Origin of the sequence: Lentzea pudingi, assembly GCF_014646255.1 — a bacterium.
Lineage (GTDB): Bacteria > Actinomycetota > Actinomycetes > Mycobacteriales > Pseudonocardiaceae > Lentzea > Lentzea pudingi.
The window spans coordinates 15,381-37,071 of sequence record NZ_BMNC01000018.1 but is presented as its reverse complement, the minus strand read 5'-3'; the positions used below and the strand labels follow the sequence as shown (position 1 = coordinate 37,071).

Sequence of the window (21,691 nt, the reverse complement as noted above, 5' to 3'; positions counted from 1 at the left end):
CTAGAAGTAGGTGCGGATCAGGTCGACCACGGTCGTGCCCTGCACGACCGGGATCAGCTGCCACTTGTCGAACACCGTGCAGGGGTGCGAGAGACCGAGCCCGATCCAGTCGCCGACCCTGACCGTGGCCTCGGCGCCGAGCTGGAGGAACGCGTGCTGGTCGTTGAGCGCGGTGATCGTCGCTCCGGCCAGCGGGGCGATCGCGCCGTCGGGGCGGCGCACGAGCTGCGGTTCCGGCAGGCCCTCGTCGAACGACGCGTCGCGCTTGCCGATCGTCAGCAACGCCAGGTCGCGCTGCGGCCGTGACGTGACCTGGGCCCACGCTCGCAGGGCGCTGCGGAACGGCTCCACCCCGTCGATCCGGGAGAACGGCGAGATCCCGCGGTAGAACCCGTCGTCGTGCGTGATGTACGCACCGCTGCGCAGCACCGGCGTCACCGGCATCGGCCACGGCTGCGACAGCGTCGCCGCCACCTGGTCGAAGTAGGCGCTGCCGCCCGCCGTGACGATCACCGAGTCCAGCTCGTCGAGCAGCCCGGTGTCGCCCAGCCGCAGCACGAGCGTGCGCAGGTCGGTCAGGTAACCGTCCACAACGGACTTGGACGACTCGGAGGCGTCGTGCGCCAGTGCGCCCTCGTAGCCGCCCGCGCCCACCAGTCGCAGCACCGGGCTCTGGTCCACGGCCTGGGCGACGGCCAGCGCCGTCTCCAGGTCGCGGGCACCGGTCCGGCCGCCGGGAGCGCCGAGCTCGACGATCACGTCGACCGGCCGTGACGGCTGGAGCTCCCGCAGCGTCTCGGTCATCAGCGCGACCCCGGCCTCGGAGTCGGCCCAGCAGCTGAACTCGAAACCCGGGTCGCCGTCGAGCTCGCGGACGAGCCAGCGCAGCGCGGCGGGATCGAGCAGCTGGTTCGCCAGCAGGATCCGCGAGACGCCGAACGCCCGGTAGACCCGCAGCTGCGACGCGTTGGCGGCGGTGAGACCCCAGACGCCGTGCTCGACCTGCCGCTGGAAGAGCTGCGGTGCCATCGTCGTCTTGCCGTGCGGTGCCAGCTTGACGCCGTGGTTGTCGCACCACTTCGACATCGTCGTCAGGTTGTGCGTCAACGCGTCCGCGTCCAGCACGACGAGCGGCCCGACGAACTCGTCGGCGAACAGGTCGAGACGCTGACCGGCGACCTCGCCGATCGTCGAGCCGAACGTGCTCGACGGCAGGCCCTTGAAGCGCCAGCTGACCCGTTCCGACCTGATGTCCGCGACGGCCGTGAGGTCCATCTCCATCAGATGTTGCATATTTTGCAACTCCCATTGCGCGATGTGATGCTGAGTTGTGTAGCATTCGGTCTCGCCGCCGTCAACGAACACCTCTGGAGCGCGCATGCGGTTCGATCACGTCGGCGGTGTCGTGTGTCTCGGCGAGACCATGGTGATGATGGTTCCGGCTGAACCCGGTCCCGTGCACCTGGTGCGAACCTGGCACAGGGCCGTCGGGGGCGCCGAGTCCAACGTCGCCGTGCACCTGACCCGCCTCGGCGTGCGGTCGTCCTGGGTCAGCGCCGTCGGCGACGACTCGTTCGGGATGGCGGTGCTCGACACCGTGGGCGGCTTCGGCGTCGACGTGTCCGGCGTCCGGGTGGACCCGGTCCGTCCGACCGGCCTGTACGTCAAGGAGGCCTCGCCGCACGGCAGCCCGGTGCGCTACTACCGGCGCGGTTCGGCGGCCTCCGGCATGGGCCTCGAGATGATCGACCGGCTCGGGCTCGGCGAGGTGAAGCTCGTGCACCTCAGCGGCATCACGCCCGCGCTGTCCGACTCGTGCCTCGCGATGATGCGCGAGCTGCTGCGCCGGCCGCGGCACGGGTTCCGCATCTCGTTCGACCTGAACTGGCGCCCGGCGCTGTGGACCGACCGCGACCCGCGCGTGCTGCGGGAGCTCGCGGACATGGCCGACGTCGTGCTGGCGGGCTCCGACGAGGCGGAACTCGTCTGGGGCACGGGGGATCCGCAGCGGCTGAGGCGGTTGCTGCCCGGTCCGGCGTCCCTGGTGGTCAAGCAGGGCGCGGACGGCGCGACGCTGCTCGAAGGCGGTGCGTCGTACTTCGAGCCGGCGCTGAAGGTCGAGGTCGTGGAACCGGTGGGCGCGGGCGACGCGTTCGCGGCGGGCTTCCTCGCGGCCACCCTGGCGGGGGAGTCCCCGTCGGTGCGGCTGCGCGCCGGGCACCTGCAGGCGGCGTCCGCGTTGCTCACCGCCGAGGACGTCGGAGATCCTTTGCCGGACGACGTGACGGTTCCGCTGCTGCACGCCGACCCGCAGACCTGGGCGTCCGCCCGCCTGGAGGAGTAGATGAGCCAGAGCCTCGACAGAGCGCTCACGCTGGTGAACCAGCTCGCGACGGGCCCGAAGACGCTGGACGAGCTGTCCGGCGTGATCGGCGTCCACAAGTCGACGACGCTGCGGTTGCTGCGCACGCTGGAGTCGCACCGCTTCGTGCAACGCGACGGCGTGCACCACTACCGCCTGGGCACGGCGTTGTTCGACCTCGCGAACCTCGCCCTGGAGGAACGCGACGTCCGCCGCGCCGCCGAACCGGCGTTGCGCGACCTCAACTCCCGCCTGGGCCACACCGTCCACCTCGCGTCCTACGAGGACGGTGAGGTGATCTACATCGACAAGTACGAGTCCAGGCACCAGATGCGCATGTACTCGCGCATCGGCCGCCGCGCGCCGCTGCACTGCACGGCCGTGGCGAAGATCCTGCTGGCCGACCTGTCCGCGCCCGCGTTGCAGAAGGTGCTGGCGGGCATGGAGTTCCCGCGCCTGACCGAGAACACCATCCTCGGCCCGGCCGCGTACCTGGCCGAGCTGGACCGCGTGCGCGCCAACGGGTACGCCGTCGACAACTCCGAGCACGAGGACTTCATCCACTGCATCGCGGCCCCGATCAAGGGCGCGCGCGGCGAAGTGCTCGCGGCCGTGTCGATGTCCGTGCCGAAGGTGCTGCTCGACTACGAGGGCCTGCTGTCGCACCTGCCCGACCTGCTGGCCACCGCCGAAGCTGCATCAGTCGAATGCGGTTATGTTCCGAGATAGAGGGAGTTCCGTTGTCCAAGGTTGAGATCAAGACCGCTGACGCGCCGCAGCCGGTGGCCCGTTTCTCGCAGGGTGTGCGCAAGGGCAACATCCTGCAGGTCGCGGGCCAGGTCGCGTTCGACCCGAAGTCCGGCGACATCGTCGGCACCACCGTCGCCGAGCAGACGCGCCAGACGTTCGCGAACCTGCACGCCGTCCTCGCCGCCGGTGGCGCGTCCATCGACGACGTCGTGATGATCCGCGTCTACCTCACCGACACCGCGCACTTCGCGGAGTTGAACGAGGTCTACGGCGAGTTCGTCACCGACCCGGCGCCCGCCCGCACGACCGTCTACGTCGGACTGCCCGCCGGTCTGCTGGTGGAGATCGACGCGCTCGCCGTCGTCGACTGATCCGTTCGTCGCAACGGCGGTCCGGGGTGCCCAGCGGCACACCGGGCCGTTGTTGACGTTGTGACACGATCCGCGCATGAAGTGGTACGCGGACAGACCTGTCAGGTTCACGCGTCAGCTGGTCGCCGACCTCCTCGCCGTGGGCTGGATCGCGCTCTGGACCTGGGTGGCGACCACCGTCCACGACTGGGTGCTCGAACTGCGGGCGCCAGGAGACGGACTGGTCAACGCGGGTGGGAACATCCGCGACGTCTTCACCAACGCCGCCGCCAAGGCCAAGGGCGTGCCGTTCGTGGGCGAGGACCTGGCCGGTGCGCTGGGCAACGGCAGCAAGGCCGGTGAAACCCTGACCAGCGCGGGCAACGCGCAGATCGGCGTGGTGGAGGAGTCCGCGTTCTGGCTCGCCTTCGCCATCGTTGTCATCCCCGTCCTCTTCCTGCTCGTCACGTGGTTGCCGGTCCGGCTGCGGTACGCGCGCAAGGCCGCGAACACGGCGCGGCTCAGGGACAAGCCCGACCTGCTGGCGCTGAGAGCGCTCACCAGTCTCAGCCCGCGGGAGCTCGGCAAGTTCGACGGCGATCCCGCCGTGGCCTGGCGGACGGGAGACACGGACGTCATCGACGAGCTCGCCAGGAGGCAGCTCGCGGCGCTGGGGGTGCGGGCATGATCGCGATCGCGGTGATCGCCGCCGTGGTGGCGATGTGCGCCCTGGCCGTCGCCCTGTGGCAGGCGCGGGAGGCCAAGCACGCGCAGGCGGCCGCCAGGACCGCCGAACAGGCCGCCGGCAAGGCGCAGGAGGAGGCGCAGGCCGCGCGCCGGGCCGTCGAGCAGGCCACGGCCAGCGCGTTCCAGGCGAAGAACTCCGCCGAGGAGGCCAAGAAGGCGGCGATGAAGGCCGAGGAGGCCGTCGGGAAGGCGGCCGAGGAGGCCTCGGCTTCGCGCATGCTCGCGGACGAGGCCCAGTTCACGGCGCAGCAGGCGACGGCCCAGATCAACGAGATCACCGAGCTCATCGCGGTCGAGCGCAGCCGCAGGGGCATGCCGACGTTCGCGATCACGCCCGGCGCGCCCGACGAGTTCCGGCTCAGCTACTTCGGCGGGCCCGCGGTCATCGAGCAGCTCACCGTGTCCGTGGTGCCGGGCTCGAGGGTGCTCGGGCTCCAGCAGTACGACGACGAGCCGCCGGTCGAGCACCTGGAGGTCGGGCCGCTGCACAACGGTTCCACCGTCAGCTTCCGCGCGGCCACCGGGCAACGGGCCAGCGCGGTCTTCCAAGTCAGGGCCGAGCCGTGGGAACCGGTGGTGGTGCGGGCCGAGTGATCGGCCCGCACCGCGCGGATCAGTAGACGGGACCGGTGAACTTCTCGCCAGGGCCCTGCCCCGGCTCGTCCGGCACGGCCGAGGCCTCGCGGAACGCGCGCTGCACCGACTGCAGGCCGTCCTTCAGGGGCGCGGCGTGCGGGCCGAGGTACTCGGAGGTGGCCGTGACCAGGCCGGCCAGACCGGTGATCAGGCGGCGGGCCTCGTCGAGGTCGCGGCGCGGGGAGTTGTCGGGGTCCGGGTCCGCGAGGCCGAGACGTTCGGCCGCGGCGGACAGCAGCATCACGGCCGCCCGGCTGATGACCTCGATGCTCGGGACATCGCCCAGGTCACGGATGCTGTCTTCCAGCGGATCAGTCACCCCGACATTCAAGCAAGCGCATGTCACCGAGCCTCGATTCGGGGGTTGACAAGAGCGTCTGCTAGTATTTCCGACGCGACCAGCTCTCGTGAGTGCGAGAGCGGCAAGTGGAGCCCCGCTCCCACCCGCGTTCACCGCTTCTTGAGGTGGCCGGGTCCGGTCCATCAGATCGCAGGCACACGGGTGTCAGCGGGTCGGGTGTGAGATCGGTCGGAAGCGGGCCCTGTTGTCGACATTCGACGACGGGGCTCTTGTCTTTGGCGCAACCGAGTCTCAAAGGACGTGAATGACAAGTCCCTCGAACCGCGGTGCACCCGTCAGCACCGAGCCGCGCATCAACGACCGCATTCGGGTGCCGGAAGTTCGTCTGGTCGGGCCGAATGGTGAGCAGGTCGGGATCGTTCGCATCGAGGACGCGCTCCGACTCGCGCAGGAAGCGGATCTCGACCTCGTCGAGGTCGCCGCTCAGGCTCGCCCGCCGGTCTGCAAGCTCATGGACTACGGCAAGTTCAAGTACGAGACGGCGCAGAAGGCTCGCGAATCTCGTCGGAACCAGCAGCTGACGGTCATCAAGGAGCAGAAGCTCCGCCCGAAGATCGACCCGCACGACTACCTGACGAAGAAGGGCCACGTGGCCCGCTTCCTCTCGCACGGGAACAAGGTCAAGGTGACCATCATGTTCCGCGGTCGCGAGCAGTCGCGCCCCGAACTCGGCTACAGGCTTCTGCAGAAGCTGGCGGAGGACGTCGCGGAGCTGGGCTTCGTCGAGTCGAACCCGAAGCAGGACGGCCGCAACATGATCATGGTGTTGGCGCCGCACAAGAACATCAAGCCGCGCGTGGTCAAGAGCGACGACGACGCGCCCGAGGCGGACGACACCGCTTCGGAAGAGGCGTAGGACGCACGCCCGCCCCCGACTCCGGTGGGTAGCACGAGACGAGGACGGAAATGCCGAAGAACAAGACGCACAGCGGGACCTCGAAGCGCTTCAAGGTCACCGGCAGCGGCAAGATCCTCCGGGAGAAGGCCGGCAAGCGCCACATCCTGGAGAAGAAGTCCAGCAAGGTGACGCGTCGCATGAGCGGCACCGCGGTCGTGTCGGACAACGACGCCCCGCGCATCAAGAAGCTGCTCGGTCTCTGACCCGCTTCGACACCCCCTAGCTAATTCGGGAAACCGGCCCCCGACGCCGGTTTCCCCATGAGATCGACAGGATGTACCCGTGGCACGCGTCAAGCGGGCTGTAAACGCCCAGAAGAAGCGTCGTACCGTTCTCGAGCTGGCCAGCGGTTACCGCGGTCAGCGCTCGCGGCTGTACCGCAAGGCCAAGGAGCAGGTGCTCCACTCGCTCAACTACGCGTACCGCGACCGCCGTGCGCGCAAGGGCGACTTCCGCAAGCTGTGGATCCAGCGCATCAACGCCGCGTCCCGTGCGAACGGCATGACCTACAACCGCCTCATCCAGGGCCTGCGCCTGGGCGGTGTCGAGGTCGACCGCAAGATCCTCGCGGACCTCGCCGTCCACGACGCCACCGCCTTCACGGCGCTCGTCGAGATCGCCCGCAAGGCGCTCCCGGCCGACGTGAACGCTCCGCTCGGGGACAAGGCCTGAGCCAGCACCCGCACGGACACCACCGACCCGAGGCAGCTCCGTTCACCGAACGGACACCTCGGGTCGTTGCTGCTCGCCACCTGACCCGCCGCCAGGGCCGTGACAAGGCCGGTCGCTTCCTCGTCGAGGGCGCCCAGGCCGTGCGCGAGGCACTCGCCTGGAAGACCGGCGAGGTGCACGAGCTCTTCGTCACGGCGCCGGCCGCGCAACGCAACGCCGAACTGCTCCAGGCCGCCTCCGCACAAGGCATCAGGATCAGCGAGGTCGACGACAAGGCCGCCGCCTCGCTGTCGGAAACCGTGACGCCCCAAGGGCTCGTCGCGGTCTGCGACGTCGTGCCGCAGCCCCTTGAGACGGCGCTGCGGGGCACCCCGCGCCTCGTCGCCGTGCTCTACGGCGTCTCCGACCCGGGCAACGCGGGCACCGTCACGCGCGTGGCCGACGCGGCCGGGGCGGACGCGGTGATCTTCGCGGGCGACACGGTCGACCCGCACAACGGCAAGTGCGTGCGCGCCTCCACCGGCTCGCTCTTCCACCTGCCGATCGCCCGTTCCCGCGACGCCGACGAGGTCTTCGCCGCGTGCCGCCAGGCCGGGCTGAGGCTCGTCGCCGCCGACGGGTACGCGGAGCAGGACCTGGTCGAGGCGTCGGCGAACGGCGAACTGGCCCAGCCGACCGCGTGGGTCTTCGGCAGCGAGGCCCACGGCCTGCCCGACGACGTCGTCGCGAAGCTGGACACCTCATTGAAGGTGCCGCTGTACGGCGCCGCCGAGAGCCTGAACCTCGCGACGGCCGCGGCGGTGTGCCTCTACGCCTCCGCCAGGGACCAGAGGAATTGAGCTGACGGGTGCCGGGCGCGCGGTTATCGTGCGCCCGTGCGCGAACCCGAGATCGAACTCCTGTGCTCCCAGCTCGCCTCCTACTACGTCTTCCCGGACACCGCAGCCGAAATCGCCAAGGTTCTGAGAGCCCGCCTGGAAGAGGGCGCTTACTCCGATGTGGACGATGACGAGGAGTTCGCGGCCAGGGTGACGGAGGACCTCCAGTCCGTCAACGGCGACAAGCACCTCCGCCTGCTCTTCAGCGCGGAGGAGGTGCCCGAGACCGGCCAGGAGTCGGCCTGGGACCCGGTGGCCTACAAGAAGGAAGCCGAGCAGGACGCGTTCGGCATCCACAAGGTCGAGCGGCTGGAAGGCAACGTCGGCCTGCTCGACCTCCGCCTGCTGCACGACGCCGAGATCGCCACGCCGGCCTACGTCGCCGCGATGAACCTCGTCGCCCACACCGACGCGCTGATCATCGACCTGCGCGACAACCGCGGCGGTGACCCGCACACGGTCGCGTTGATCTGCAGCTACCTCTTCGACGAACCCGTGCACCTCAACGACATCTACAACCGCCCGGAAGACACCACCCAGCAGTTCTGGACGCTCGCGCACGTGCCCGGCCCGAAGTTCGGCGGCAAGAAACCCGTCTACGTCCTCACGAGCAGCCGCACGTTCTCCGGCGCCGAGGAACTGAGCTACAACCTGCGGCAGAACGAGCGCGCCACCCTCATCGGCGAGACCACGAAGGGCGGGGCGCATCCCGGCGACCGCTACCGGGTCGGGCCGCACCTCAAGTCCGCCGTCCCCAACGGCCGCGCGATCAACCCGGTCTCCGGCACCAACTGGGAGGGCGTCGGAGTGGTCCCGCACATCGAGGTGCCCGAGGCCGAGGCCTTCGAGGTCGCCTACGAGAAGGCGACCTCGAAGAGCAACTAGTCCAGACGAGCGGTCAGCTCGCGCACCAGCGGATCGGTTCCGGACGGCTTGTTCTGGCGCCGCAACGCTTCCGACAGCATCGAGAGCACGTTGGAGACCTGGTTGTCGTCGGGCAGCAGTGATGCCGCCCGGCGCGCCTCGGCCTCCGCGCCCGCGGGGTCGTCCGCCAGCAGCAGCACGTGCGCCGCCTTCAGCACGACGAACACCCGCCAGCCCTCGTCGCCCAGCGACACCACCAACGCCTCGGCGTCGCGGTACTGCTTCATCGCCTGCGCGAACTCGCCGGTCTGGCCGTGCACCCACGCGCGGATCGCGGCGATCTCCGCCTGCCGCCGGGTGACCTCCGCCGGCTCGTCCAGCAGCGGCAGCAACGCCTCGGCGTCGTTCACCGCCGCGCGGGTCTCGGTGATCTCGTCGTCGGGCAGGCTCGACGCCAGCTCGACCAGCGAGCCGATCGCCTCCGAGAGGTCGCCCTCCTGCTGCCACAGCGCGGCACCGGCGCGCCAGGACGCGATCGCCTCGTCGTGCTTGTCGAGGCGGCCCTGCACCGAGGCCAGCGCGTCGAGCAGGAACGCCCGGCGCCCCGCCTCCTCGGGCGGCAGCAGGTCCGCCGCCTCCCGCAGGTAGCGCTCAGCCGCCGGGAGCTCGCCCAGCTTGCGGCACACCTGCCCGAGCCGGAACACGACCTGCAGCCGCAGGTCCTCCTGGCCGTCCTGCAGCAGCCGCAACGACTCCTCGAGCACCTCGGCGGCCTCGACGAACCGGTCGGTCTGCACGTAGCCGCCGCTCAGCGCGAAGCAGAAGTGCGCGGTGTGGCCGGGGGAGAGGTGCACGCGCGAGATCGCCACGGCCTCCCGCAGATCACCCAGGCAGGCGCCCTCCTGGTCCAGTTCCTGGATCGTCGCGACCTGGTACCAGCGGGCCTCCGCGGCTTCCGGCAGCGGGAACGCCGACACGAACTCGCGCGCCGTCGCCACCGCCTCGGGAACCTTGCGCAGCAACGTCTCCAGCCGCAGCCGCAACCGGTAGCCCTCGAACCGGGCGTTCAACGGCAGGTCGCCCGCGAGGACCGTCAGAACGTCCGCGTACGCGCCGTCGAGGTCCTGCTGGCGCGCCTTGTGCTCCGCCGTCTCGACCGCGACCCGGCCGCGCAGCTCCGGAACGTCCAAAGAGGACGCCAGCGCGATCATCTCGTTGCCGCGCTCGTGCTCGTGCGCGTCGTCGTACAGCTCGGCCAGCGTCAGCGCCGCGACCGTCCGCGTGTAGTCCGTCGTCGCCTCGGCCAGGCACCGTTCGGCGAGCTCCCGCCCGGCCGGGAGTCCCATCGCGAGCCGTGCCTGGTAGCGCAGCGCGAGGTCGGTCGGCAGTGCCGCGAGCAGCCCGTCGAACACCTCCGGGTCGAACGGCACCAGGCCGGTCGTCATCCGCCGGATGCCCGCGTGCGCGGCGAGATCGGGCGGCAGCAACGAGTCCATGTCCGCGGGCAGCGAGTCGAGCATCCGCCGCGCCTTCACGAAGTCGCCCTGGTCGTACAGCGCCACCATCGACTCGGCGATCTCCACCGGGTCGCCGAACAGGACCGACTGCTCGGGCACCGCGACCACCGGCGCGGCCGGCACGGCGAGCTCGACCAGCGGGTAGTCCTTCTGCTCCAGCGACTTCGTGACCCGCTCGACCCACGCGGGCGTGCCGTTGCGCTCATCGAACTGCCGCGCGAGCTGCAGGGCCCGCTTCGAGAGCCGGTCGAGCAGCTCGGCGGCCGTCCGGGTGCCGACCGCGGGGACCTCGAACACCGTGTCCGCCGGAAGTCGTTGCAGCAGCACGGAAGCGCACTCCGCGAACGACATCTCGTCGGCCGGCAGCTGCACGCCCGTCACCTTGTGCAGCGTGCGGCGCAGGATGTCCTCACCGCGCGACAGGTTGCCCGTCAGCGCGCAGAACCGGATGTGCTCGTGCACGTACGAGGTGATCTCGTCGTCCTTGATCAACCGGTACGCCGTGGTGTGCGCGTGCGCGGCCTTCTCGAGCTCGCCGGTCTCCAGCAACGGCCACAGCAGCGCGGACAGGATGCCCTGCGGCTGCGTCGCACATCCGGTGTTGCCCGACAGGGACTCCCAGCCGTGCGCGACAGCCTCCTGGTGGCGGCCGAGCCGCGCCAGCATCCAGACCTGTTCCTCGATCACGCAGGCCTCGCAGTCCGCCATCGGCCCGCGTTCGGTGGCGAGGTAACGCCCGAGCTGTTCGGCCAGGCCCGTCATGTCACCGACGTGGTAGGCGTACTCGGCACGGGCGCCGTGCACCGGCTGCACCGAGAAACCGAGCTTGCCGTAGCGATCGGCGAGCTGCCCGATCACCGCCTGCAGCTGCTCCAGCGAGAACTTCGGGTCGCGGCGCAGCCCGGTCGCGATCCACTTGTGCGCCCAGTTCAGCGAGTGGACCTCGTATTCGTTGAACGCCTCGGGGTCCTTCTCCTCCGCGGCCCGCACCCACGCGAACGGCGCGAGCATCAGGTCGTAGCGCGACAGGTAGTAGGCCGAGTCGATCAGCGCGGTCCGGCACGAGACGCCGAGCGGCAGGTGCCCGAGCGCGTCGGACATGCGTGCGGCCCGTTCCAGCGCCTCGTGCTTCGGCATGCCCGTGGGCATGTTGTACGCCTCCAGGAAAGCCCGTTCGGCGTCTTCGGCGGTGAAGTCGGCCATGTTCACTTGCCCCCAACGGCGCGGTCGAGAAGTTCCAGGAACGAACGGTTCAGCGCCGCCGTGTCCTTCGGTCGCATCGCCCGCCGAGCCTGCAGAACGGCGTGCACGTACAGAGATTCGAGCGTCAGCTCCACCAGCGACGGGTCGTTGAGCCGCGCCAGCCGTTGCACGAGCGGGTTGCGGCAGTTGAGGACCAGCTGCTCGGCGCGCGACGAGTCGGACCCGGCGGTCAGCTGCCCGAGCAGCTCCGCCCACAACGGGTCCGTCACCTCCCCGGCCGTCTGCTCGGTGTCGAGCTTGCGCTGCTGCTCGGCGTTGCTGATCAGCAACGCGGGCAACGAGATCGGGTCGAAGTCGCGGATCACCGCGTCGCAGTCGTGCCGGTCCAGCGCCGCCGCGCCCTCGGAGAGCCGCAGCCGCAGCGCCGTCTCGACGTCCGGCTCCGGATCGGCCAGCGCCGCCAGCAGTTCGGACGGCGCGACGCGGCGCGCGACGGCCGGGCCGTCCAGCGCGCTGAGCCGGTTCAGCAATTCCATGTCGTATGCGTAGCCCGCGTTCACGAGCCCGAGGCCCTGCGCGGCCGCGACCGGCGCGAGCTGGTGGAACTCGTCGACGTCCGGGATGTAGAGGATCGCGCCGTGCTTGCGCTTGAACTGCCGCAACGGGATCGCGCCCTCGGTCGTCTCGAACGGCAGCCAGCGCTCGACCAGGCGCAGCATCTCGTCGTCCGAGCGGGCCAGCGACTTGATGCCCAGGTGGTGCGCGGCCAGCAGCTCACCGGCCCGGCGCGGTTCGATCGCGTCCAGCCGGATCAACCAGTCGCGGATCTGCTCGCCCAGCTCCTCGCGCACCGCCAGCAGCATCTCGTCCTGGTAGAGCGACTCGCGCGACGCCGTCGGCCTGATCGCGGACGCGTCGACCACGCACCGCACGAAGTAGGCCCAGTCCGGCAGCAGGCCCTCGACGTTGTCGCCGACCAGCATCCGCTTCAGGTACACCCGGTGCGTCTGGCGCGTGCCCGGATGCACCCCGGACGGCAGCACGAACGCGACACCGGTCAGTCCCGCCGCCTCGACCTCGATCGGGATCGACTCGAACGGCGTGAACCCGAAGATCTGCTCGCAGTACGCGGAGAGGTCCGCGTCCTCCCCGTCCTCGACGCCGTCCCACGGGCGCACGCCACGGGTGACCTGGGCGCCGTCCAGCGTCACGACGGCCGGCAGCAGATCGCCGTAGTCGCTCACCAGCGGCCGCACGACGTCGGCCTCCAGCCAGTGGTCGTTGCCGCGCGAGGCACTCAGCCGCACCGACGTACCGACCGGTACGTCACCGTCCACAACGGACACCGTGTAGTTGCCGGAGGAGTCCGCCTCCCAGCGCACCGCCGGGCCGCCACGAGCGGATCGCGTGATGACCGTCACGGACGAGGCGACGAGGAAGCACGACAGCATGCCGACGCCGAACTGGCCGAGGAATCTCTCGCGGGCGAACCCCAGGTCGTCCCGCTTCGACGTGCGGCCGAGCGTGGACAGCAGCTCGTGGACCTCGGCCTCGGTGAGCCCCACGCCCGTGTCGGTGATCGTCAGCTCCGGACCGCAGGTGATCGTGATGCCGGCGGGACAGGACGGGTCGAGCTCCCGCCGGGCCGTGATCGCGTCGACGGCGTTCTGCAGCAGTTCACGTACGTAGACGCGAGGGCTGCTGTAGAGGTGGTGGCTGAGCAGGTCGATGATGCCGCGCAGGTCGACGCGGAAGGTGTGCCCCATGATGCCGCCCATCCTAGAGACGACACGGGAGCCGGTGCCGCCCTTTAACCGAACGCTCCGGAGCGGCCACCGGCGCACCGACTAGGATCGGCCTGTTCATTACTGATGTCCGCTGTGTCGGTCAAACTGGGAGCAGTCCACAAACCATGTCCGGAGCCAACGACCCGTACGACCCGAAGCAGGTCGCGGCGCTGTCGGCCGAGAACCTCGACGCGGCCGTGCAGAAGGCGCGCGAGGCGTTCGCCGGGGCCGCCGACCTCGAGGCGCTCGCCGCGGTCAAGCCCGGCCACCTCGGTGACCGGTCTCCCGTCCTGCTGGCCCGCCGCGAGATCGGCGCCCTGCCCCCCAAGGCCAAGGCCGAGGCCGGCAAGCGGGTGAACGTGGCGCAGTCCGCGATCAGGACCGCGTTCGACGAGCGCTTCGCCGTGCTCCAGGTCGAACGCGACGAGCGGGTGCTGCGCGAGGAGTCCGTCGACGTCACGCTGCCCTGGGACCGCTTCCCGCGCGGCGCGCGCCACCCGATCACCACGCTCGCCGAGCGCATCGGCGACGTCTTCGTGGCCATGGGCTACGAGATCGCCGAAGGCCCCGAGCTCGAGACCGAGTGGTTCAACTTCGACGCGCTGAACTTCGGCAAGGACCACCCGGCCCGCTCGATGCAGGACACGTTCTACATCGCGCCGGGTGACTCGCAGCTCGTCCTGCGCACGCACACCTCGCCCGTGCAGGCCCGCACGCTGCTGGAGCGCGAGCTGCCGGTGTACGTCGTGTGCCCCGGCCGCACGTTCCGCACCGACGAGCTCGACGCGACGCACACCCCGGTGTTCCACCAGGTCGAGGGCCTCGCGATCGACAAGGGCCTGACCATGGGCCACCTCAAGGGCACGCTCGACGCGTTCGCGCGCTCGATGTTCGGCGAGGACTCGAAGACCCGCCTGCGCCCCAGCTTCTTCCCCTTCACCGAACCGTCGGCCGAGGTCGACGTGTGGTTCCCGGAGAAGAAGGGCGGCGCCGGCTGGGTCGAGTGGGGCGGCTGCGGCATGGTCAACCCCAACGTGCTGCGCGCCACCGGCGTCGACCCCGAGGTCTACTCCGGCTTCGCGTTCGGCATGGGCCTGGAACGCACCCTGCAGTTCCGCAACGGCCTTCCCGACATGCGCGACATGGTCGAGGGCGACGTCCGCTTCACCCAGCCTTTCGGAACGGAGGCCTGATCCGGATGCGCGTCCCGGTCAGCTGGCTGGTCGAACACCTCGGTTTCGACGAAGTCCCCACGCCCGAAGAGCTCGCCGAGGCGTTCACCCGCATCGGCATCGAGGTCGAGGAGGTGACCCCGCTCGGACCGGTGACCGGCCCGATCGTCGCCGGTCGCGTCGTCGAGATCGAGGAGCTCACCGAGTTCAAGAAGCCGATCCGCTACTGCAAGGTCGAGGTCGGCCCCGAGCAGGTCAACCAGATCATCTGCGGCGCCACGAACTTCGTCGAGGGCGACTCGGTCGTCGTCGCGCTGCCCGGCGCCGTCCTGCCGGGCGACTTCGTGATCGCCGAGCGCAAGACGTACGGCCGCGTGTCGCAGGGCATGATCTGCGCCGCCGACGAGCTCGGCATCGGCGACGACCACTCCGGCATCCTCGTGCTGCCCACCGGCACCGCGCAGCCCGGCGACGACGCCATGGAGCTGCTCGGCCTGAACGACAGCGTCCTCGAGCTCGCGCCGACCCCGGACCGCGGCTACGCGTTCTCGGTGCGCGGCCTCGCCAGGGAGATCGCCTGCGCGCTCGACGTGCCGTTCGGCGACCCCGGCGGCGTCGAGATCCCCGAGCCCGAGGGCGAGGCGTGGCCGGTCCACATCGAGGACCGTCCCGGCTGCTCGCGGTTCGTCGCCCGCCGGGTCACCGGTGTCGACCCGACCGCGCCCACGCCGTGGTGGATGCGCCGCCGCCTGATGCTCGCGGGCATGCGCTCGATCTCGCTGCCGGTCGACGTCACGAACTACGTGATGCTCGAACTGGGCCAGCCGCTGCACGCGTTCGACGCCTCGGCGTTGTCCGGCGCGCTGACGGTCCGCCGCGCGCTCGTGGGCGAGAAGCTCACGACGCTCGACGACCAGGTCCGCGCCCTCGACGTCGACGACATCGTGATCGCCGACGACTCCGGCGTGATCTCGCTGGCCGGTGTCATGGGCGGCGCGTCGACCGAGGTCGGCGACGCCTCCTCGGACATCCTGCTGGAAGCGGCGAACTGGGACCCGGCGTCCATCGCGCGCACGGTCCGCCGCCACAAGCTGCCGTCCGAGGCCGCCAAGCGCTTCGAGCGCACGGTCGACCCGGCGCTGGCACCCGTGGCGCTGGAACGCGCCGCGAAGCTGCTCAACCACTACGCCGAGGGCCAGATCAAGCCCGGCCGCACCGACGTGGGCGTGCCGGCGCTGCCCGTGGCGGTGTCGATGCCGATCGACCTGCCCGACCGCGTCGCCGGCGTCCGCTACGCGCGCGGCGTCACGGCGCGGCGTCTCGGCCAGATCGGCTGCCAGGTCTCGGTCACGACGTCGGAGGAGGGCCAGACGATCGTCACGGCCGTGCCGCCGACGTGGCGCGCCGACCTCGTGCAGCCCGCCGACCTGGTGGAGGAGGTGCTGCGCCTGGAGGGCTACGACACGATTCCGTCGGTGCTGCCGCCCGCTCCCGCAGGCCGCGGCCTGACCGAGCAGCAGCGCCGTCGCCGCACGGTGTGGCGCACGCTCGCCGAGGACGGTTTCGTCGAGGTCAAGCCGTTCCCGTTCATCGACCCGTCGGTGTTCGACGCGTTCGGTCTCGCGGAGGGCGACGTCCGCCGCAACACCGTCGGCGTGCTGAACCCGCTCGAGGCGGACAAGAACGTCCTCGCGACGACCCTGCTGCCCGGGCTGCTGGAGACACTGCAGCGCAACCTGGCCCGCGGTGCGAAGGACGTGTCGCTCTACAACGTCGCCCAGGTGACGCTGCCGCGCGCGCAGCAGGTCCCGGTGCCGGCGCTGGGCGTCGACCGCCGCCCGACCGAGGCCGAGCTGGCCTCGCTGCTGGCCTCGCTGCCGCACCAGCCGCTGCACGTCGCCGGTGTGCTCACGGGCCACCGCGAACTGGCCGGCTGGTGGGGCAAGGGCCGCATCGCCGACTGGTCGGACGCCGTCGAGGCAGCCCGCCGCGTCGGTGCCGCGTACGGCGTGACGCTGCGCGTCGTCGCCTCGGACCTGCTGCCGTGGCACCCCGGCCGGTGCGCCGAGCTGCGCGTCGGCGACTGGCCCGTGGGCCACGCCGGCGAGCTGCACCCGAAGGTCGTCGAGAAGCTGGGCCTGCCCAAGCGGACCGTGGCGTTCGAGCTCGACCTCGACGCGCTGCCGCTCGACGACCACCGCCCGGCCCCGATCGTGTCGGCGTACCCGCCGGTGCTGCTGGACGTGGCCCTGGTCGTCGACGACTCGGTGGCGGTGCAGTCGGTGTCCGAGGTGCTGCGCGCGTCCGCGGGCGACCTGCTCGAGGACATCCGCCTGTTCGACGTCTACACGGGCGAGCAGGTGGGCGAGGGCAAGAAGTCGCTCGCGTACTCCCTGCGCTTCCGTGCGCCGGACCGCACGCTGACGGTGGAGGAGGCGACCACGGCCCGCGATGCCGCCGTCGCCGCCGCCGGCGAACGTGTGGGTGCGGCTCTGCGCGCCTGATCGATCACGCCGCGAGGCCCGGGATCCCGAGAGGATCCCGGGCCTTTCGCGTAGGGGTGCCGGTGCCGGACGTCCTTATGTACACAGTATTGTGGCAATGCGGAAGCGGACCTGAGCAGAGTCCACCCGGCATGTCATAGATGAATTGCCCATGAAAGTTCGCTCGATCGGCTGAATCCCCTCATCCGGGATTTGGGATCAAATCAGCAGGTGGTAGCCCTGCGTAGCTGTCAAGGTGCCAAAGGTCCCTCATTACACGGGGAAATCGGCGCCCGTCGGACGCTTGCGCAGTACGTGAAGCTTCTCCAAGATTGGCGGCGCGGCCCGCTAGGGCCGAGGGGCGAAGCGATGAACCACCGGGCGAGTATGGTCGCCGGTCCGGTGGGGAGCTAGAGGCGAACCCACCGCCTGGGAGCAACGACTCTGGAGAGTTGCGCCATGCGTAGTCTGGGTCCGCGCCTTGAGATCGCCGTGTCGTTGACGATCCTCATGGTCGGCGCGGCGGTCGTCGCAGCCATGCACCTGACGTGGCCGGAACCGGTGACGCCGGCGATGGCCTACTCCGTGAGCAGCGGTGAGTCGGGCATGCAGCAGCTCAAGCCGTTCGAGATCAACGACATCTCCGGCGCCCCCGTGGAGCTCACGCCGGGTGCCGTGGGCGAGCGCAAGGTGCGGCTGTCCAACCCCAACCCCGTCGGCATCATCGTCGAGAGCCTGTCCGCGGTGCCGGGGCAGCCGCTCGACGCCACCCAGCAGCGCGTCGAGGGGTGTCCGTCCGGTGTGCTGACGGTCGTGCCGCTCACCGACATCGTGGACATCCCCGCCGGGGGCGCGGTCGAGGTCGCCATGAGGGTCGAGGTCGCCCAGGACGTTCCGGCGGCGTGTGCCGAGCTCGTCTTCCCGCTCACGTATTCAGGTCGCGCGAAACACGGCTAGCCAGGCGTTCGCGCGCGGCCGGCCATCTTTTCGAACGCGCACGTGAAGCCGCGGAGATCCACGCGCGCACGTCGTCGACATCAATGGTCGAGATTTACGTGTTTCCCCCTGATGTGTACTGGCGCTAAAGGTGTTTCAACGCTTCGCGCCGTGACAACGGCGACAACCCCGGCCGCGCCTCGACGAACGAGCGCACCCAGCCCGGTTCGGTCTTCGCGAACTCGCGCAGCGCCCAGCCGATCCCCTTGCGCAGGAAGAAGTCGGGATCGTCCACGTTGGCGTCGACGCACGCGGTGAGCAGGTCCGCGTCGGTGGCGCCCTTGGACCCGAGCTGGCAGATCACCGACGTCCGCCGGCGCCACCGGTCGCCGTCGACGGACCACCTCAGCATCAACGGCCGCACCATGTCCGGTGAGGAACGCAGCAGTGGCCCGACGCGTTTCGACGCGATCTCGTCGACGTAGTCCCACCAGGCGCCGGTCACGATCATCTCGTCGAACCACGGCAGCAGGTCCACGGACTGGAATCGGCGATCACCGCTCAGTGACAACGCGACGTAGCGCTCCTCGCGATAGGTCGCCTCGCGCCACAACACCTGGATCGCGCCGAGCCACTCGTCCCGGTCGTGCAACTGCGGGAGCGACTTCAGCAACGTCACGCGTCCCGGTTTCTGCACACCCAGGAACGGCATGTCGGACTTCATGTACGCCTGCATCTCCAGTGCCTTCACCGGATCCGCGAGCTCCTCGAGTCCCGTTCGGACCGCGTCGATCAAGTCAACCTCAAGACTCACGCCCAAACGGTATAGGCATTAGGAGTAGCCCTGTTGAGATTGATGGCCCCTTTGGTGCCGAAAGTGCTAACAAACCCGCAAAACATCACTTGACCGGGTGCTCCTGTGAACGGAAAGGGTGCTTGATCCGGATACAGTTCGCGTTCATGCGCGTGCTCATGGTCGTGGCGGCGCTCGTGCTCGGCAGCATGGGTGCTACCAAAGCGGACACGGTGGATTACCTGGATCTGCCGCTGGTGAACGGAAACGGCGAACAGCGGGGTGGAGTGCACCCCGACCTGCCGTCCGACCGTGCCACGATCGAGGCCGCGCTCACCGGCTACCGGGCCAGGGGCCTCGCGCCGGCGAGGTTCAAGGCGTTGCTGTGGCAGTACTGGATCGTCCGCGCCGCCGAGGACGCGGGCGTCAACCTGTCCGAGTGGGACCCGCAGCGCTCCGCCGAGTCGAACCGGGCCGTGATCTTCGCCGTCTACGACTTCTACGCGAAGCTCTACCTCACGCATCCGGACACGTTGCGGTGGATGGGTTTCGCGAACATCGGCGCGCCCGCGTTCGCCGCCGGCATGCTCGACCTCGGCACGATCCCGGAACTGCGCTGGTTCTCGTCGATGCTGATGTCGATGCAGAAGCACATCTTCATGGACCTCGGCGCGATGCACGCCGCCTACCTGCACGGCGGGATCGCGGCCGTCCAGGAGCTGCGCGACGCGGGGATCATCGACCCGGACACCACGGCGGCGTGGGCGGATCCGGCGCAGGCCGTCCTCGAGTTCTCGTCCCGCGAGCAGAACCTGGTGATCGCGGGCCAGTTCGACCGGATGCGGTCCCGGTTGCTGCCGCCCGGTGAGATCGTCACGTACGCGATCACCGTCGCCGGGCCGATGCCCGTGCCGGGTGGGAAGACGCCCGCGCAGTACCGGCCGTTGTTCGGCGGCCCGCTGCCCGCGTTCAACTACGCGGACCGGGTGGCGCGCTGGGACTTCCTGGGCAACGACACGGTTCCGGCCTACGAGCGGCTGAGCAAGGAGACCGTGCACCGGATCGTGCAGCGGCCGTTCGCCGACCGGGTCGCCGACTACCGGGCCACGGGCCGTCTGCTCGACCTGCTGCCGTTCCGCGGCGGCGAAGCCAGGGCCGGGGTTCGCTGAGTTCATTTTCGTTCGAGCGTGGAATCGCGTTCCGCGCCGTAGGCTGTCGACCATGACGCCGTACGACTACGACCTGATCGTCATCGGCTCTGGTCCTGGCGGCCAGAAAGCGGCGATCGCGGGTGCGAAACTGGGCAAGCGCGTGGCGATCATCGACAAGCAGGAGATGGTCGGCGGTGTCTGCGCGAACACGGGGACCATCCCGTCGAAGACGCTGCGCGAGGCCGTCATGTTCCTGACGGGCATGAGCCAGCGCGAGCTGTACGGCGCCAGCTACCGCGTCAAGCAGGACATCACGATCAACGACCTGATGGCCCGCACGCAGCACGTGATCGGCCGCGAGGTGCAGGTCGTGCGCGCGCAATTGCACCGCAACGGCATCGATCTGCTCAACGGCTTCGGCCGGTTCGTCGATGAGCACACCGTGACGGTCGACGGGGCCCACCGAGGCGACCACACCACGATCACCGGCGAGTTCATCGTGATCGCGACGGGTACGACTCCGGCGCGTCCGTCCGTCGTGGACTTCGACGAGGAGCGCATCCTCGACTCCGACGAGGTCTTCGCGCTCACCGAGATCCCGTCCTCGCTGGTCGTGGTCGGCGCCGGCGTGATCGGCATCGAGTACGCGTCGATGTTCGCCGCCCTCGGCACCCGCGTCACGGTCGTGGAGCAGCGCGAACGGATGCTGGACTTCTGCGACCCGGAGATCGTCGAGTCGCTCAAGTTCCACCTGCGCGACCAGGCCGTCACGTTCCGCTTCGGCGAGAAGGTCGTGAACGTCGAGGTCTCCCAGGGCGGCACCATCACGACGCTGGCGTCCGGCAAGCGCATCCCGGCCGCCGCCGTCATGTACTCGGCCGGCCGGCAGGGCACCACGGAGAAGCTGGACCTCGCCGCCGCCGGTCTCGAGTCGGACAACCGCGGCAGGCTGAGCGTCGACGAGCACTACCGCACGCCCGTCGAGCACATCTACGCCGTGGGTGACGTGATCGGCTTCCCGGCGCTGGCCGCGACGTCGATGGACCAGGGCCGCCTGGCGGCGTACCACGCGTTCGGCGAGCCGGTGCACGACCTGACGGCGTTGCAGCCCATCGGCATCTACACGATCCCGGAGATCTCGTACTGCGGCGCGACGGAGACCGAGCTGACGTCGTCCGCGGTGCCGTACGAGGTGGGCATCTCCCGGTACCGCGAACTCGCGCGCGGCCAGATCATCGGCGACGCGTACGGCATGCTGAAGCTACTGGTGTCCACTGTGGATCGCAAGATCCTCGGTGTGCACGTCTTCGGCACCGGCGCCACGGACCTCGTGCACATCGGGCAGGCCGTGATGGGCTGCGGCGGCACGGTCGACTACCTGGTCGACACGGTCTTCAACTACCCGACGCTGTCCGAGGCCTACAAGATCGCGGCGCTCGACGCCACGAACAAGATCCGGGCGCTGGACCGCTTCACGACCCGGTGATCACGACCGGGTGAGGCCGGCGTCGTGGGCCACGATGGCGGCCTGCACGCGGTTGGCGACCTCCAGCTTGGGCAGGATGCGGCTGATGTGCGCCTTCACCGTGCCGGTCGCCATGAAGAGCTGCTCGCCGATCTCGGTGTTGGACAGACCCTCGCCCACGAGCTCGAGCACGTTCCGTTCGGTCTCGGTGAGCGCGTCGATCTTGCGACGCGCCGCCGAGCCGTCGTCCGGTGCGGCGAGGTGCTTCTCGATGAGGCGCTTGGTGATCTGCGGCGCGAGGATCGGCTCGCCCCGCGCGGCCTTGCGGACCGCGTTGATCAGCTCCTGCGGCGGGGTGTCCTTCAGCAGGAACCCGGTCGCGCCGGCCTTCATCGCCTGCGCCACGTAGGAGTCCTCGCCGAACGTCGTGAGCATGACGACGTGGGCCCTCGACGCGATCTGCTCGGCGGCCTTGAGCCCGTCGCCGCCCGGCATCCGGATGTCGAGCAACGCGACGTCGACGGAGTGCTTGAGCGTCAGCTCCACGGCCTGTCTGCCATCGCTGGCCTCGGCCACGACAGTGATGTCCGGGTCGTTCTCGAGGATCAGCCGGATGCCGGCGCGCATGAGCGTTTCGTCATCGGCGATGAGCACTCGGATCACCCC

General features: G+C 69.8%; 21 protein-coding genes. 15 read left to right on the top strand and 6 right to left on the bottom strand.

What is annotated here, in order from left to right; all coding sequences use genetic code 11:
- A complete protein-coding gene (locus IEY88_RS37415) occupies positions 1 to 1,281 on the bottom strand; it encodes an amino acid deaminase (protein ID WP_229694122.1) in 1,281 nt (426 codons plus the stop codon).
- A 97-nt stretch (positions 1,282 to 1,378) separates the two neighbouring features.
- Between IEY88_RS37415 and IEY88_RS37410 the strand changes: the two genes are divergently transcribed.
- The 5 genes from IEY88_RS37410 to IEY88_RS37390 all read left to right on the top strand — a co-directional run bounded on the left by IEY88_RS37410 (position 1,379) and on the right by IEY88_RS37390 (position 4,803).
- Entirely contained in the window at positions 1,379 to 2,344 is a 966-nt protein-coding gene (locus IEY88_RS37410) for a sugar kinase (RefSeq protein WP_189159657.1), read from the top strand.
- Positions 2,345 to 3,091, top strand: coding sequence for an IclR family transcriptional regulator (locus IEY88_RS37405; protein ID WP_189159656.1), 747 nt, complete (start codon positions 2,345 to 2,347; stop codon positions 3,089 to 3,091).
- Positions 3,092 to 3,102: 11 nt separating this feature from the next.
- Entirely contained in the window at positions 3,103 to 3,483 is a 381-nt protein-coding gene (locus IEY88_RS37400; RefSeq protein WP_189159655.1) for a RidA family protein, read from the top strand.
- A gap of 76 nt (positions 3,484 to 3,559) precedes the next feature.
- Complete coding sequence (locus tag IEY88_RS37395) at positions 3,560 to 4,150, top strand: hypothetical protein (RefSeq protein ID WP_189159654.1); 591 nt, start codon at positions 3,560 to 3,562, stop codon at positions 4,148 to 4,150.
- On the top strand, positions 4,147 to 4,803 hold the full coding sequence (locus tag IEY88_RS37390; RefSeq protein WP_189159653.1) for a hypothetical protein: 657 nt from the start codon (positions 4,147 to 4,149) through the stop codon (positions 4,801 to 4,803). Before IEY88_RS37395 ends, IEY88_RS37390 begins: the two co-directional genes overlap by 4 nt.
- A 19-nt stretch (positions 4,804 to 4,822) precedes the next feature.
- Here IEY88_RS37390 and IEY88_RS37385 read toward each other — a convergent pair whose 3' ends face one another.
- Positions 4,823 to 5,164, bottom strand: a complete 342-nt coding sequence (locus tag IEY88_RS37385; RefSeq protein ID WP_090067916.1) for a DUF1844 domain-containing protein — start codon at positions 5,162 to 5,164, stop codon at positions 4,823 to 4,825.
- Positions 5,165 to 5,450: 286 nt separating this feature from the next.
- Here IEY88_RS37385 and infC point away from each other — a divergent pair, with 286 nt between their 5' ends.
- The 5 genes from infC to IEY88_RS37360 all read left to right on the top strand — a co-directional run bounded on the left by infC (position 5,451) and on the right by IEY88_RS37360 (position 8,539).
- Positions 5,451 to 6,062 carry a translation initiation factor IF-3 gene (infC, locus tag IEY88_RS37380; protein WP_189159652.1) on the top strand — a complete coding sequence of 204 codons (612 nt, stop codon included), beginning with the start codon at positions 5,451 to 5,453 and terminating at the stop codon, positions 6,060 to 6,062.
- A 50-nt stretch (positions 6,063 to 6,112) separates the two neighbouring features.
- A complete protein-coding gene (rpmI, locus tag IEY88_RS37375) occupies positions 6,113 to 6,307 on the top strand; it encodes a 50S ribosomal protein L35 (protein ID WP_089950337.1) in 195 nt (64 codons plus the stop codon).
- 79 nt (positions 6,308 to 6,386) lie between these two features.
- Complete coding sequence (gene rplT, locus IEY88_RS37370; protein ID WP_189159651.1) at positions 6,387 to 6,776, top strand: 50S ribosomal protein L20; 390 nt, start codon at positions 6,387 to 6,389, stop codon at positions 6,774 to 6,776.
- Positions 6,773 to 7,615, top strand: a complete 843-nt coding sequence (locus tag IEY88_RS37365; protein WP_189159743.1) for a TrmH family RNA methyltransferase — start codon at positions 6,773 to 6,775, stop codon at positions 7,613 to 7,615. The genes rplT and IEY88_RS37365 overlap by 4 nt, the downstream gene beginning before the upstream one ends.
- A 36-nt stretch (positions 7,616 to 7,651) precedes the next feature.
- Positions 7,652 to 8,539, top strand: coding sequence for a S41 family peptidase (locus IEY88_RS37360; protein WP_189159650.1), 888 nt, complete (start codon positions 7,652 to 7,654; stop codon positions 8,537 to 8,539).
- Here the strand turns inward: IEY88_RS37360 and IEY88_RS37355 are convergent.
- The gene (locus IEY88_RS37355) at positions 8,536 to 11,238 is read right to left on the bottom strand and encodes a hypothetical protein (RefSeq protein ID WP_189159649.1); all 2,703 of its coding nucleotides are present in this window, start codon (positions 11,236 to 11,238) and stop codon (positions 8,536 to 8,538) included. The genes IEY88_RS37360 and IEY88_RS37355 overlap by 4 nt on opposite strands.
- Before the next feature lie 2 nt (positions 11,239 to 11,240).
- Positions 11,241 to 13,016 (bottom strand): HSP90 family protein, encoded by a 1,776-nt coding sequence (locus IEY88_RS37350; RefSeq protein WP_229694121.1) that lies wholly within the window; start codon positions 13,014 to 13,016, stop codon positions 11,241 to 11,243.
- Positions 13,017 to 13,150: 134 nt separating this feature from the next.
- Between IEY88_RS37350 and pheS the strand changes: the two genes are divergently transcribed.
- The 3 genes from pheS to IEY88_RS37335 all read left to right on the top strand — a co-directional run bounded on the left by pheS (position 13,151) and on the right by IEY88_RS37335 (position 17,637).
- Positions 13,151 to 14,218, top strand: a complete 1,068-nt coding sequence (gene pheS / locus IEY88_RS37345) for a phenylalanine--tRNA ligase subunit alpha (protein WP_189159648.1) — start codon at positions 13,151 to 13,153, stop codon at positions 14,216 to 14,218.
- A 5-nt stretch (positions 14,219 to 14,223) separates the two neighbouring features.
- Positions 14,224 to 16,701 carry a phenylalanine--tRNA ligase subunit beta gene (pheT, locus tag IEY88_RS37340; RefSeq protein WP_189159647.1) on the top strand — a complete coding sequence of 826 codons (2,478 nt, stop codon included), beginning with the start codon at positions 14,224 to 14,226 and terminating at the stop codon, positions 16,699 to 16,701.
- Between the two features lie 438 nt (positions 16,702 to 17,139).
- Positions 17,140 to 17,637 carry a hypothetical protein gene (locus tag IEY88_RS37335; protein ID WP_189159646.1) on the top strand — a complete coding sequence of 166 codons (498 nt, stop codon included), beginning with the start codon at positions 17,140 to 17,142 and terminating at the stop codon, positions 17,635 to 17,637.
- 124 nt (positions 17,638 to 17,761) lie between these two features.
- On the opposite strand, the gene IEY88_RS37330 is transcribed toward IEY88_RS37335, so the two are convergent.
- Positions 17,762 to 18,430: a DNA alkylation repair protein gene (locus IEY88_RS37330; protein WP_229694120.1), complete on the bottom strand. Its 669-nt coding sequence runs from the start codon at positions 18,428 to 18,430 to the stop codon at positions 17,762 to 17,764.
- 146 nt (positions 18,431 to 18,576) lie between these two features.
- Here IEY88_RS37330 and IEY88_RS37325 point away from each other — a divergent pair, with 146 nt between their 5' ends.
- Together IEY88_RS37325 and sthA are read left to right on the top strand one after the other, a co-directional pair.
- Positions 18,577 to 19,578 (top strand): hypothetical protein, encoded by a 1,002-nt coding sequence (locus IEY88_RS37325; RefSeq protein WP_189159645.1) that lies wholly within the window; start codon positions 18,577 to 18,579, stop codon positions 19,576 to 19,578.
- Positions 19,579 to 19,630: 52 nt separating this feature from the next.
- Entirely contained in the window at positions 19,631 to 21,046 is a 1,416-nt protein-coding gene (gene sthA, locus IEY88_RS37320; RefSeq protein ID WP_189159644.1) for a Si-specific NAD(P)(+) transhydrogenase, read from the top strand.
- Here sthA and IEY88_RS37315 read toward each other — a convergent pair whose 3' ends face one another.
- Positions 21,047 to 21,688: a response regulator gene (locus IEY88_RS37315; RefSeq protein WP_189159643.1), complete on the bottom strand. Its 642-nt coding sequence runs from the start codon at positions 21,686 to 21,688 to the stop codon at positions 21,047 to 21,049.
- Positions 21,689 to 21,691 lie beyond the last annotated feature (3 nt).

Bases quoted from the DNA above. Each gene is read 5' to 3' on its own strand.
- IEY88_RS37395 (WP_189159654.1), top strand. From the start codon at position 3,560: ATGAAGTGGTACGCGGACAGACCTGTCAGGTTCACGCGTCAGCTGGTC.
- pheS (WP_189159648.1), top strand. From the start codon at position 13,151: ATGTCCGGAGCCAACGACCCGTACGACCCGAAGCAGGTCGCGGCGCTG.
- IEY88_RS37390 (WP_189159653.1), top strand. From the start codon at position 4,147: ATGATCGCGATCGCGGTGATCGCCGCCGTGGTGGCGATGTGCGCCCTG.
- IEY88_RS37410 (WP_189159657.1), top strand. From the start codon at position 1,379: ATGCGGTTCGATCACGTCGGCGGTGTCGTGTGTCTCGGCGAGACCATG.
- rpmI (WP_089950337.1), top strand. From the start codon at position 6,113: ATGCCGAAGAACAAGACGCACAGCGGGACCTCGAAGCGCTTCAAGGTC.
- pheT (WP_189159647.1), top strand. From the start codon at position 14,224: ATGCGCGTCCCGGTCAGCTGGCTGGTCGAACACCTCGGTTTCGACGAA.
- IEY88_RS37415 (WP_229694122.1), bottom strand. From the start codon at position 1,281: ATGGAGATGGACCTCACGGCCGTCGCGGACATCAGGTCGGAACGGGTC.
- IEY88_RS37335 (WP_189159646.1), top strand. From the start codon at position 17,140: ATGCGTAGTCTGGGTCCGCGCCTTGAGATCGCCGTGTCGTTGACGATC.
- IEY88_RS37355 (WP_189159649.1), bottom strand. From the start codon at position 11,238: ATGGCCGACTTCACCGCCGAAGACGCCGAACGGGCTTTCCTGGAGGCG.
- IEY88_RS37325 (WP_189159645.1), top strand. From the start codon at position 18,577: ATGCGCGTGCTCATGGTCGTGGCGGCGCTCGTGCTCGGCAGCATGGGT.
- IEY88_RS37405 (WP_189159656.1), top strand. From the start codon at position 2,345: ATGAGCCAGAGCCTCGACAGAGCGCTCACGCTGGTGAACCAGCTCGCG.
- infC (WP_189159652.1), top strand. From the start codon at position 5,451: ATGACAAGTCCCTCGAACCGCGGTGCACCCGTCAGCACCGAGCCGCGC.
- IEY88_RS37350 (WP_229694121.1), bottom strand. From the start codon at position 13,016: ATGGGCGGCATCATGGGGCACACCTTCCGCGTCGACCTGCGCGGCATC.
- sthA (WP_189159644.1), top strand. From the start codon at position 19,631: ATGACGCCGTACGACTACGACCTGATCGTCATCGGCTCTGGTCCTGGC.